We start from the raw sequence: 12,558 nt of genomic DNA, 5'->3' as shown, positions 1-12,558 counted from the left end.
CAAAATATAAATAGATGAAAAATAAATTCATTAAAAAGATTGCCCTTTTAAGTCTTGGTGGCATGCTCATATTTAGCAGTTTTGGTTTTAAATCTGATTTTTTTGAAATCGCCAAACAAATTGAAATTTTCACCACGCTTTTTAAGGAAATCAACATGAATTATGTTGAAGAAACCAATCCTGCCGCCCTTATGGATACCGCGATCACGGCCATGCTTGCCGATTTAGATCCCTATACCAATTATTGGAACGAGCAGGATGTAGAAGCCGCCAGGATCAATAACTCTGGAGAGTACAGTGGGATTGGCGCCACGGTAAAAGTAGGCAAAGATGCCTTAATTATTATGGAACCCTATAAAGGTTATCCTGCAGACAAAGCCGGATTAAAAGCCGGAGACAGGATTATAAAAATTGATGGGGTAGAAGTAGCTAATTTTAAAGAAGAGGTGGGAGAACTCTTAAATGGATCTCCAAATTCTAAAATAGATATCATTTACAAACGCCAGGGCGAAATAAAAGAAACCAGGCTCAAAAGAACATCTATTAATTTAAAAGCTGTTCCTTTTTATAAACTTTTAGATAATAAAACCGGTTATATTGTGCTTTCCCGTTTTAATGCCAAAGCTTCCCGGGAAACTACTAGTGCCTTAAAAGACCTAAAAAATAAAGGAGCAGAAAAGATAATTTTAGACCTGCGTGGCAATCCCGGCGGACTTCTCACTGAAGCCATTAATGTGAGCAATATTTTCCTGCCTAGAAATGAATTAATTACCAGCACAAAATCTGTAATTAAGAAGTACAATAAACGCTATCATACCAAAAAAGAGCCCATAGATACGCAAATTCCCTTAGTGGTTTTGATAAATGGGCGTAGCGCCTCTGCGAGTGAAATTGTGGCAGGAGCCATTCAGGATTTAGATAGGGGAGTAGTGGTAGGTGCCCGCAGTTATGGCAAAGGCCTGGTACAGCGTCCTAAAGAACTGGCTTATGGCACCCAACTAAAGATCACAATTTCCAGGTATTATACGCCCAGCGGAAGGTGTATCCAGGCGCTTGATTACAGCAAAAGGGACGAGAGTGGAAAAGCATTGACCACGGGAATAGAAGAACACAATGAATTCACTACTAAAAACGGAAGAAAAGTTTTTGATGGTGGCGGGATTTCTCCCGATGTGAAATTGGAAACTTCAGAGTACAGTAGTGTTACCAACGCTTTGCTTGCCCAGGATGCGATTTTTGACTACGCTACGAAGTATTACTACAAAAATTCCCTGAATAGTCCCGATGCTTTTACATTCACCGATGCCGATTTTAAAGATTTTAAAGATTATTTAAAAACTTCTGGTTTTGAATATAAAACCGAAACAGAAAAGCAATTGGAAGATTTACTTGCCACAGCTTCCAAAGAAGGTTATGAAAAAGACATTTTAACGAATTATAAAAGTATTTCTTCGGAAATTAATTCTGAAAAAAAGAAAGCACTGGAGGATAAAAAACACGAAATAGTTAGCCTATTGACCGATGAAATCATTAAGCGCTATTTCTATAAAGAAGGTTTGTATGATTACTACGTAAACCACAATCCCGAAATCACAAAAGCAAAGTCTATTTTAAACGACAATTCACGTTATGCTGAAATACTTAGATAGATTAATTTTTTAGCTGAATAAAAACATACTCTAAACTTCATAATAAAAGGTATTATTCCATTTATAACTTTATTTCAGCATCGCAATATGGGGAATACCATCTTCCAGGTAACCTTCGCCTATTTGCATAAAGCCGTGGCTTTCATAAAATGCGGTTAGATATTGTTGTGCAGAAAGCTTAATTTCCTGTGTTTTATAGTGTTTTGCAATGGCATTAATTGACGCCTTAAGAATAAGGTGCCCATAGCCATATTTGCGCTGGGATTCCTTTACTAAAACCCGACCAATTGCGGCCTCTTCAAAATAATATTTAGGCGGAAAACAGCGGGCATATCCCACTATTTTTCCGTCCTTTTTTCCAATAATATGCAGCGCATCGGCATCTTTTCCATCAATATCCTGGTAAACGCAATCCTGTTCTACCACAAATATTTGAGAACGCAATTGGAGCAATTCATACAATTCTTCCAAACTGAGCTCCCTAAACGTTTTGATTAAAAGCACCATATAATCGTTTTAATTTTTAAAAATCCTCTTCTGGAAACAATTACTCTCATACAGGAATTTTATTAATCCTGTTTTGATGTCTGCCACCTTCAAAAGCGGTTTGCAAAAACAAATCTACCATTCCTACAGCTTGATGTTCTGAAACAAACCTGGCGGGAATACTTAATACATTGGCATTGTTATGCTCCCGGGCCAGTTTAGTGATTTCTCCTGTCCAACAAAGCGCCGAACGAACTCCCTGGTGTTTATTAGCGGTCATATTAGCACCATTTCCACTTCCGCAAATTATGATACCAAAATCTACAGTATTGTTTTCCACATCGTTTGCCACCGGATGCACAAAATCTGGATAATCTACACTTTCCTCACTGTTAGTACCATAGTTAATAACTTCTATTCCCTTGTTTTTCAAATGTTCAACAACCGTTTTCTTATAAGAAGTACCGGCGTGATCGTTTCCAATTGCTATTTTCATCTATATATATTTTAAGTTACAAAGGTAAAAAAACCGCTTACTAACAGGGTTATTATCAATTGTTAATTACTTTTTTGGTTTCTTTAGAAATCAGGTGTTTACAATAAACATATAATTGTGAATAAGCTTTGATGAGAAACTGAGAAACTTATTTGCAGGTTTCAATTAAAATTTCAAATGGATTTTTTATTCTTCAAAATCAAATTATAAGTCGGCTATTTTTAGAAAAGTTATCAGCATATAAAAACAGGTTGTGAACAGGAATATTTTTTAAAATTTTAAAGAATAATTCCGGGATGGTAGTTATTAACTTTTGTTAAGAAAGTATTAAAAGTATAAGAATGTCAGATGCTTAAGTTTCAATATAGATGTTGATAACCCGGTATAAAAAAGAGCTTCCTGAAATACCAAATAAAGTTCAAAATAATTGTGCTACAAATTAACAGCCTATAATAACCATTAGTTTTAATTTTTTAAAAAAGAAGAAATAATAATAATAGTATATATTGTTAATAACCGAATGAGATGTTTTATAAAAATTGATTTTGAAATAGAAAACTTCTTAGTTTTGTTATTGAGCTAATTTCCCTTTTCAAAAACAGATTTACCTTAAAAAATAGTATAACTTACTTAAAATTAGGGGTTTTAAAATTTAAAATACCTCGCTACTTTGAATTCAAATAAGGCCCATTTAGCCTGAGTGATTGAACATCAAGCTTTTGTAAAACTTAAATTTAAAGATTTTTAAAAAGGGAAATTTTTAAAATAGCCTTGGAATAAAAATAGTTTAGGAATGGAAGTTTCAATAATAATTTTCTAAAATTAAAAGATGGCGATTACTAAAATATACTACTAATTATTTAATTGAAATTTGTATGTTTCTGATGCAGAAGAACTTCAAAAATTAATTGGAAAAACAAGAAAATATAAATTCGTGATTTGATTATTTTTTATTAATAAAATATTAAAATAAAATCGGGGTTTTATTTTATTTCAGAATAATTCAAACTTAAATTTTAAAGCTTGGATAGAAGAGTAATAAATAGAAAATTGAGCTCATTTTTGAAGTTAAATTAAATTTAGGTAAAGCTTATTTTAAGCTACTTAACAAAACTTTAATGTGAAATCTGGCTAATATATTTGAGAAGCCGTAATTTTATCTTTTAATTATCGAAATGAGTAAAAAGAAAAAAAATAAATCTCCCATTAAAGGAGATCTTTCCAAAAGTATTCTCGATATCTTGAGAAAAGAGCCGGGAAAAAACTTTAACCATAAACAAATTGCCGCAAAACTTGGCGTAAATGATGCTACAAGTCGCAATAATATTATTAAAAAGTTAGCCCATTTAGCGGGAAAAAAGCAGATAGAACAGGTTGAACGTGGTAAATTCAAAATTAATAAAGGAAAAGATTATTATACTGCAAAAATAGATATGACTACCAAGGGCTATGCCTATGCAGTAGTGGAAGATCTTGACGACGATATTTTTATATCTCCAAATAACTTAAATACCGCATTCGATGGTGATGAGGTGGAAATTTATATCTATAAACGCCGCAGGAATAAAAAATCTGAAGGTGAGGTAACCAAAATCCTTAATAGGAAGCGCACAGAATTTGTGGGCATTTTAGAAATGCAGAAAGATTTTGGTTTTGTAGTTATCGATAATCCCAAAATGTACACTGATATTTTTGTTCAGAAGAACAGGATGAAAGATGCGAAAGACGGAGAGAAAGTAGTAGTGAGCCTGGAAGATTGGCCTGAAAAAGCCGATTCTCCCTTTGGTAGTATTAAAAAAGTACTGGGAGCTCCGGGAGAACATCATACCGAAATCCACGCAATCCTGGCACAATATGGTTTGCCTTATGAATTTCCGGAAGAAGTGGAAGATTTTGCCAATAAATTAGATACTTCCATTCAACCCGAAGAGGTAAAAAAGCGTAGGGATATGCGGGATGCACTTACTTTTACCATAGATCCCGCCGATGCCAAAGATTTTGACGATGCTCTTAGTTTCGAAAAATTGGAGAACGGAAATGTGGAAATAGGCATTCACATTGCCGATGTTTCCCACTATGTACAGCCGGGTAATATTTTAGATGAAGAGGCCTATGAGCGCGCAACTTCGGTTTATCTGGTAGATAGGGTAGTACCTATGTTGCCAGAAGTTCTTTCTAACAATGCCTGTTCCTTGCGACCTAATGAAGAAAAATATACTTTTTCTGCTGTTTTCGAGTTAGATAAGAACGCAAAAGTGGTTAAAGAATGGTTTGGTAGAACGGTAACTTATTCTGATGCCCGCTTTGCTTATGAAGAAGCACAACATATAATTGAAACTGAAAAAGATGAGATTCCAAAAGATATTTCCATTCAGGAGAAAGCTTATACGGTGCAACCGGAAATTGTTGAAGCTGTACTTACTTTAAATAGAATGGCGAGAAAAATGCGCGCTGTAAGGATGCGCCAGGGTGCTATTTCATTTGATAAAGTAGAGGTGAAATTTAAATTGGATAAAGATAACGATCCGGTTGGGGTTTATTTTAAAACGGCCAAAGAAGCCAATAAACTTATTGAAGAGTTTATGCTTTTGGCAAATAGAATGGTAGCCGAATTCATTGGAAAACAAGAGAAAAAGAAAACTTTTGTTTATCGTTGTCACGATGAACCCGATGAGGAAAAACTGGTTTCTTTAAACAATTTAGTATCTCGATTTGGTCATGGATTAAACTTAAAAAACCGTAAAACGGTAACCTCCTCCCTTAATAAATTACTACAGGATGTACAGGGAAAAAAAGAACAAAACCTGGTAGATACCCTGGCGATAAGAACGATGAGTAAAGCTTATTACGGCACAGAAAATATTGGCCATTATGGCCTTGCTTTCGATTATTACACGCATTTTACTTCACCAATTAGACGATACCCCGATGTGATGGTGCATCGTTTGTTGCAGCGTTATTTAGAGGATAAACCATCAGTCAAAGAAGACGAGTATGATGAAAAATGCCATCATACCAGCGAAATGGAAAACCTTTCTTCTAATGCCGAAAGAGATTCTATAAAATATATGCAGGTAAAGTTTATGCAAGACCACGAAAACAAGGAGTTTTTGGGAGTAATATCTGGAGTAACAGATTTTGGCATTTTTGTGGAAATAGTAGAAAATAAATGTGAAGGAATGATTCGTTTGCGTGATATAAGTGGTGATCATTATGATTTTGATGCCGATAATTATGCAGTTGTAGGCCGCAAAACAGGGAAAACCTATCAGTTGGGAGACGATGTTGTGGTAAAGGTTAAAAATGCCGATTTAGTAAAAAGGCATCTGGATTTTACACTTATTGGGAAAAAGAAAAATAACGAATAAATGACCTCTGGATAAGCTCACGAGGCAGTATAAAGGAGTACTAATTTGATTTCGAGGTAAGCCTTGGAGCTTACAATAGGGATCAGGATAAATATCGATTATCGAGTAAAAACATGAAAAAGTATATATTCATTTTATTCTTTTTGGGCTTTGGTTTTATCAACGCTCAGGAATTGACGCAGGATTTAGAAGATTTTAATGAAATAAAGGTCTATAACGGCTTAGATGTGGTTTTAGAACAAGCTAATTCTAACAAGGCTTATATTACCGGTAGAAACCGAACCGATGTGAAATTCAAAATTAAAAATGGGATTCTAAAGGTGAGGATGAGTATTGATGAAATCCTGGATAACGACAATACAAAGATTAGGATTCAGTTTAAAAACCTTGAAAGGATAGATGCCAGGCAAAATGCTTCTATTGAAGTAAAATCTAAATTAAAACAGGATAATTTATACCTAAATGCTTCAGAAGGAGCCGATGTTTTTGCCAATGTCAAATTAGATAATTTGTATGTTGACAGTAATACCGGGGGAGTGGTTGAAGCTGAAGGTAAAACTAGAAACCAGGAAATTGCTATCAATACCGGTGGTAAGTTTTATGCAAAAAATTTAAGGTCTGAGCATGTAGATATTAAAATAAAAGCCGGTGGTGCTGCAGATATTACTGCCAGTGAACAGGTTAAAGCTCGGGTAAGGGCCGGAGGAACTGTGAATGTCTATGGGAATCCTAAAACCATTGATGAGAATACACTCTTTGGCGGAAAAGTTATTAGAAAAAACTAAAAGCCTACCTTTGTAAAAACTTGAGCTGAATGTTTCAGGATGTATTAGCAGCCCTGCCTTTGGGGCTTTTTCTGGCTTTTTTACTTGGTCCGGTGTTTTTCGTATTACTGGAAACCGCTGCTATTAAAGGTTTTCGGGCTGCACTTGCATTTGATGCAGGTGTAATCCTGGCCGATATCGTTTTCTTATGTATTGCATACTTAAGTACCACTAAACTGCTCAATAGCATTAAGGATGATCCTGCCCTGTTTATTTTTGGTGGTGTTATTCTCACCACTTATGGGGTGATGAGTTTTATTAAGACCAGAAAAACAATAAAGAAAAAGAAAAATAAAGAAGTACCCGAAGTTAAAAAACTCAGCAAAAGCGGTTATTTTGGGCTTGCTGGAAAAGGTTTTTTGCTCAACTTTATAAATATAGGCGTTTTAGGCTTTTGGCTGGGATTAATAATTGTATTTGGTCCAAAATTAGATATGCAACAGGATCGTATTATGGTCTTTTTTGCATCGGTTTTAGGAACTTATTTTATCCTGGATATTTTTAAAATTTTATTGGCTAAAAAATTAAAACGTAAGCTTACCCCAACGCGTATTTACTTGTTGAAAAAAGGTATTAGTATTCTATTGATTGTTTTTGGAGGTGTATTAATATTTCAGGGGCTTTTTCCTTCCCAGGTGAAAGAAATCAAAGAGCAAATTGAAACTATAAGTAACGTAGATGTGAATTTAAATGACTATGCTTCTTAAAAGGTAGTTAAGTATTTTCCTTTTCTGTCTATTTTGCTCATAATTATTCAATTAGTATAGATAAGTATTGGAACCTAAAGATTTGGTTTTTTTATTAGTATGCGCCCGGGAATGAATGAACGACTATATGAAATAATAATTTAAGCCTTTCAGATTTAATTTTAAGCATAAAAAAAGCTTGTAAAAAGAAGCTTTTTGAGGCATCGAGTTTCGCGAGGCTTCGGGGGAACCGCTGCACCATTCCATTCCATACACTTTCCCATCTTACTTTTGCCCATAAAAAAAGCCCCTTAAAAAAGGAGCTTTTTGAGGCATCGAGCGGATTCGAACCGCTGTACAAGGTTTTGCAGACCTCTGCCTAGCCACTCGGCCACGATGCCTTTTGTTAGGCTTGGCAAATGTAACAAATTTTTTAAGTTTTAAAACAAAAAATTAGCGTGATTTAGTTCTTATTACGCTAACCATCGCCACATTTCCTCCAATTGGTGGATTTATCTTAGAAACTTCAATCTTTACTTTCTTAACCAATGTTATCTCTTCCAGAACCCGGTTTAAAATTCGTTCTGCGACAGTTTCCAGAAGCTTGGAGCGAATAGCCATCTCTTCCTTTACAATCTTATTTAAATGCACGTAATCTATGGTATCTGCAAGGGCATCGGTTTTTGCTGAATGTGATAAATCTCCCTTCACTTTAAGATCTACCCGGTAATCACTCCCTATTTTTCCTTCTTCATCTAGGCAGCCGTGATAGGCAAATACCTTGATGTTTTTCAATTTTATGCTTCCCAAAGTTAATTTTTTTACAAATATAAGTCGGCTGTGAGATTTTCCTATCTATTTGCGTCTTAGTTTCTTGAGAGCACCCTATTTTTATTTGTGAAATGCCTCTCAATCCTTTTAAAAATTAAGCAATAATTCCAGGGGTTCTAAAGGTTTTTTTGAGCATTAAAGCGAGTATATTCTGTAAGATATTCCAAATAGGACAATAATCAGAAAAAACCAATAAAAAACTTAAGCTTTATAAAAAGCTAATGTGGTAGGCTTTTTAATTTTTATAACTTTGAAGCTTAGAATTTAATTATGACTGAAGAAAAAAAATCGCTCAACTTTATTGAGCAAATCATAGAAGAAGATTTACAATCAACCCATAGCCGGGAGTCGCTTAAATTTAGATTTCCGCCAGAACCTAACGGGTATTTACATATTGGTCACGCCTCTTCCATTTGTCTTAATTTTGGCCTGGGAGAACGTTATGGTGCACCGGTAAACCTTCGTTTTGATGACACAAATCCTATCAAAGAGGAGCAGGAGTACGTAGATGCCATAAAAAACGATGTTTTATGGTTAGGGTTTAAGTGGGAGAAGGAATGTTATGCTTCAGATTATTTTCAACAGTTATACGATTGGGCGGTAGAACTCATTAAAAATGGGGATGCCTATGTTGACAGCCAAACTTCAGAAGAAATAGCCGAACAAAAAGGAACTCCAACCGAAGCCGGTAAAGAAAGTCCATATAGAAATCGTGCTGTAGCTGAAAATTTGGAACTTTTTGAAAAAATGAAAAACGGGGATACTCCAGAAAGAGGTCACGTATTAAGGGCTAAAATAGACATGGCTGCCAAAAATATGTTGATGCGGGATCCTGTGATGTATCGTTGTTTACATAAAAATCATCATCGTACTAAAGATAACTGGAAGATTTACCCTATGTACGATTGGGCGCACGGGGAGAGTGATTTTATAGAAAGTATTTCCCATTCATTTTGTACGTTAGAATTTTTACCGCACCGTGAATTGTACAATTGGTTCTTGGAAAAAGTGGCACAGCGTGGTGAGTTAAAACCCAAACAGCGGGAATTTGCCAGGCGAAATTTAAGCCATACCGTGGTAAGCAAACGTAAATTAATGCAGCTGGTGGAGCAGGGTGTGGTAAATTCCTGGGATGATCCTAGAATGCCCACGATCTCGGGACTTAGAAGACGCGGTTATACCCCAAATTCCATTAGGAAATTCGCAGAATCTATAGGAGTTGGAAAACGTGAAAATATCATAGACGCATCACATTTGGAATTTTGTGCAAGAGAAGATCTCAATAAAACGGCTCCCAGGGTTATGGGTGTTTTAAATCCCGTTAAATTAGTGATTACTAATTATGATGAAGATAAGGAAGAGTTTTTAGAGACTGAAAATAATCCTGAAGATGAAACTGCGGGGACCAGGAATATTCCATTTTCGAGAGAATTATATATAGAACGGGAAGACTTTAAAGAAAGTGCGAATAGAAAATTCTTTAGGCTTACCTTAGGCAAGGAGGTACGATTAAAAAGCGCCTATATTATAAAAGGGGAAGATGTAGTAAAGGATGCTGAAGGAAATATTACCGAAATTCACTGTACCTACGATCCTAAAAGTAAGAGTGGAAGTGGTAGTGAAGAATCTTTACGAAAAGTAAAAGGAACCTTGCATTGGGTGTCTGTGAAGCATGCCTTAAAGGCTGAAATTAGGCTTTATGACAGGTTATTTACCGTAGAAAATCCAGATGGTGATAAGGAAAAAGATTTTATGCAATTTGTAAATCCAAATTCCCTTGAGACTATTACAGGTTTTGTAGAACCAAGTTTAAAATCGGCAGCGGTACAGGATAAATTTCAGTTTCAACGAATTGGGTATTTTTGTGTAGATAAGGAATCTAAAGACGGGGAACCTATTTTTAATCGCACGGTAACCTTAAGAGATTCCTGGGCAAAGAAGAAATAAAGAACTAAGATTTGCTTAAGTTGCTTTTTAAGAATACTTTAGTAAAGCATTTTAACATATTAACCGGTTATTAACAACAAACATTCGTACCAAACTGTATATTTGGATATTGTAATAACTTAAACTAACGAAAACTATTATGGCAAATTCAGGAAATACATTTTTAGCTTTAATTACTGGCGCAGCAATTGGTGCAGGAATTGGACTATTATATGCCCCAGATAGCGGAGAAAAAACCCGCAAAAAAATTAAAAGTGAGTCTAAAAAGGCTCAGGACAAGCTTAATAAGCAATATAATGAAACTTCATCTAATCTAACTGAGAAGGCTAAAAAAGCCAGACAGGATTTTGAAAATCGTTTAGAAGAAACTCTTTCATCTGCCAGTCATAAAGCAGATGATGTGCTTACTGCAATGGAAGCTAAGCTGGAAGAGCTAAGAAAGCAAAACGCAAAATTAACTAAAGACGCTAAAAAAGCGGTGAAGGATAATAAAGATAGTGATAAACCAAATAAAGCAGTAGTATAAGGCATTTCTATGGCATTTGAAAAACTATCGGACAGTATAGAGGAGTTAAATAGGCATTTAAAAGCTTACGCAGACAGTAATGCTGAATATTATAAGCTCAAAATTTTTAAGCAGGCCACTAAAGGTCTTACAGCCGTTATACTGGGTGTGCTTATGGGCTTATTTTTGCTATTTGCTCTAATTATTCTTTCTGTCGCTGTAGCTATTGCCATTAGTAATGCATTAGATGTACCAAGTGCAGGATATTTTATTGTAGGCGGTTTCTATGTTTTGCTATTCATTTTAGTATTGCTATTTGGTAAGAAACCACTTCAAAAATTTTTATTGGTAAAGTTATCCAGAAAAATATTTAATAAGTAGGTCATGAAGCAATATAGTTCTTACGAAGAAATAGATCGTGATCTTGAAATTCTTAAACTTCAAACAGATATCGATAAAGAAGAAATGAAGTTAAGTTTGGCTAAGACAAAGAGTGCAGTTTCACCAGTGACTATCGCTGGTAATATGGTGGGATCAGTCCTGCAAAAAGCTTTAATTTTTAAAGCAGTGGCCAAGCTTACCGGGCTTAAAAAGGTAATGGTTAAGAGATAGCGTATTTTTTATAACAACTAAGTTAAGGTTTGAAATCTTCTGAGCGTATTTGCTATTACAGCATACAATCAAGATTTCAAACCTTTTCTTATTTTGCGTAAATAACTTAAGATATCTTATTTATTTTTCTTCTTTTCTATTTCTTCATTTTTCTTGCGCATCGCTTCCCCAATTTGATTTGATGCAGTAAACGAAGCTACCATATTATTCAGCATTTCGCTCCCGGCTTGTGGTGAGTTTGGTAGTAAAATAAGATTGCTATTGGTCTCTTCGCCAACCGCTTGTAAAGTATCATAGTGCTGCGTTACTACGATTAAAGCTGAAGCCTCCTGTGAATTGATACCAACATTGTTCAGTACATCTACACTTTCCTCAAGACCACGGGCAATTTCACGTCTTTGATCGGCAATACCCTGTCCCTGTAAGCGTTTACTTTCGGCTTCAGCACGTGCTTTGGCCACAATGCGTATTCTTTCGGCTTCTCCTTCGTATTCTGCGGCTACTTTCTCGCGTTCTGCCGAGTTTATTCTGTTCATAGCCTGTTTTACCTGTTCATCGGGATCAATGTCTGTTACAAGCGTTTTAATGATGTCATAACCATAATCCTGCATAGATTCATTTAGTTCTCGATTAACGGCAATAGCGATGTCGTCCTTACGCTCAAACACGTCATCTAAGATCATTTTAGGAACTTCGGCTCGAACAACATCAAAAACATAGGAGGTAATCTGGTCAGATGGGCTTTCTAACTTATAGAAAGCATCGTAAATGTTATTCCTAATTACCTGGAACTGCACCGAAATTTTTAGTTTTACAAAAACATTATCTTTGGTTTTAGTCTCTACCAAAACATCTAATTGCTGCACTTTTAAATTAATTCGCCCGGCAATTTGGTCTATTATTGGCACTTTTAAATGTAAGCCTGAATTACTTATTCTTCTAAATTTACCAAAGCGCTCAATAATAGCCGCCTTTTGTTGTCTTACGGTAAAAATTCCGCTGAATAAAATTACAAGACCTAGAATGATAATAATGGGCAGAAAAACGTAGCTAATCATAGTTGAATATTTATTGAAAATTGTTCAACAAGATACTGAAACTTTTATTAGACAGAAGATTTTATTGAAAATTAAAAAAGCCGTCTCGAAATAATT

General features: G+C 35.2%; 12 protein-coding genes and 1 tRNA gene. 8 read left to right on the top strand and 5 right to left on the bottom strand.

Going from position 1 to position 12,558, the window contains the following annotated elements; genetic code table 11:
* The first annotated feature begins 14 nt into the window (after positions 1 to 14).
* On the top strand, positions 15 to 1,649 hold the full coding sequence (locus BUA71_RS04540) for a S41 family peptidase (protein WP_072877205.1): 1,635 nt from the start codon (positions 15 to 17) through the stop codon (positions 1,647 to 1,649).
* Between the two features lie 69 nt (positions 1,650 to 1,718).
* Here the strand turns inward: BUA71_RS04540 and BUA71_RS04535 are convergent, their stop codons facing one another.
* Together BUA71_RS04535 and rpiB are read right to left on the bottom strand one after the other, a co-directional pair.
* A complete protein-coding gene (locus BUA71_RS04535) occupies positions 1,719 to 2,156 on the bottom strand; it encodes a GNAT family N-acetyltransferase (protein ID WP_072877203.1) in 438 nt (145 codons plus the stop codon).
* Positions 2,157 to 2,202: 46 nt separating this feature from the next.
* On the bottom strand, positions 2,203 to 2,631 hold the full coding sequence (gene rpiB, locus BUA71_RS04530) for a ribose 5-phosphate isomerase B (protein WP_072877201.1): 429 nt from the start codon (positions 2,629 to 2,631) through the stop codon (positions 2,203 to 2,205).
* 1,175 nt (positions 2,632 to 3,806) lie between these two features.
* On the opposite strand from rpiB, the gene rnr reads away from it, so the two are divergent.
* The 3 genes from rnr (at position 3,807) to BUA71_RS04515 (ending at position 7,530) form a co-directional block, all read left to right on the top strand.
* On the top strand, positions 3,807 to 5,999 hold the full coding sequence (rnr, locus tag BUA71_RS04525; protein ID WP_072877198.1) for a ribonuclease R: 2,193 nt from the start codon (positions 3,807 to 3,809) through the stop codon (positions 5,997 to 5,999).
* 113 nt (positions 6,000 to 6,112) lie between these two features.
* Positions 6,113 to 6,784, top strand: a complete 672-nt coding sequence (locus tag BUA71_RS04520) for a head GIN domain-containing protein (protein ID WP_072877196.1) — start codon at positions 6,113 to 6,115, stop codon at positions 6,782 to 6,784.
* Between the two features lie 29 nt (positions 6,785 to 6,813).
* Entirely contained in the window at positions 6,814 to 7,530 is a 717-nt protein-coding gene (locus BUA71_RS04515) for a LysE family translocator (RefSeq protein WP_072877194.1), read from the top strand.
* Between the two features lie 309 nt (positions 7,531 to 7,839).
* On the opposite strand, the gene BUA71_RS04505 is transcribed toward BUA71_RS04515, so the two are convergent.
* Together BUA71_RS04505 and folB are read right to left on the bottom strand one after the other, a co-directional pair.
* Positions 7,840 to 7,910 (bottom strand) — tRNA-Cys (locus BUA71_RS04505).
* Between the two features lie 52 nt (positions 7,911 to 7,962).
* Positions 7,963 to 8,319: a dihydroneopterin aldolase gene (gene folB / locus BUA71_RS04500; protein ID WP_072877190.1), complete on the bottom strand. Its 357-nt coding sequence runs from the start codon at positions 8,317 to 8,319 to the stop codon at positions 7,963 to 7,965.
* A gap of 291 nt (positions 8,320 to 8,610) precedes the next feature.
* Between folB and BUA71_RS04495 the strand changes: the two genes are divergently transcribed.
* From BUA71_RS04495 to BUA71_RS04480, 4 genes are all read left to right on the top strand, one after another.
* Complete coding sequence (locus BUA71_RS04495) at positions 8,611 to 10,287, top strand: glutamine--tRNA ligase/YqeY domain fusion protein (RefSeq protein WP_072877188.1); 1,677 nt, start codon at positions 8,611 to 8,613, stop codon at positions 10,285 to 10,287.
* A gap of 139 nt (positions 10,288 to 10,426) precedes the next feature.
* Positions 10,427 to 10,813 carry a YtxH domain-containing protein gene (locus BUA71_RS04490; RefSeq protein WP_072877186.1) on the top strand — a complete coding sequence of 129 codons (387 nt, stop codon included), beginning with the start codon at positions 10,427 to 10,429 and terminating at the stop codon, positions 10,811 to 10,813.
* Positions 10,814 to 10,822: 9 nt separating this feature from the next.
* Positions 10,823 to 11,173, top strand: a complete 351-nt coding sequence (locus BUA71_RS04485; RefSeq protein ID WP_072877184.1) for a phage holin family protein — start codon at positions 10,823 to 10,825, stop codon at positions 11,171 to 11,173.
* A gap of 3 nt (positions 11,174 to 11,176) precedes the next feature.
* Positions 11,177 to 11,404: a DUF6327 family protein gene (locus tag BUA71_RS04480; RefSeq protein ID WP_072877182.1), complete on the top strand. Its 228-nt coding sequence runs from the start codon at positions 11,177 to 11,179 to the stop codon at positions 11,402 to 11,404.
* Between the two features lie 116 nt (positions 11,405 to 11,520).
* Here the strand turns inward: BUA71_RS04480 and BUA71_RS04475 are convergent, their stop codons facing one another.
* Entirely contained in the window at positions 11,521 to 12,462 is a 942-nt protein-coding gene (locus BUA71_RS04475) for an SPFH domain-containing protein (RefSeq protein WP_072877180.1), read from the bottom strand.
* Positions 12,463 to 12,558 lie beyond the last annotated feature (96 nt).

Origin of the sequence: Salegentibacter echinorum (genome assembly GCF_900129445.1) — a bacterium.
GTDB classification, from domain to species: domain Bacteria; phylum Bacteroidota; class Bacteroidia; order Flavobacteriales; family Flavobacteriaceae; genus Salegentibacter; species Salegentibacter echinorum.
The sequence above is the reverse complement of the archived record's forward strand: the minus strand, read 5'-3'. Positions and strand labels throughout refer to the sequence as shown.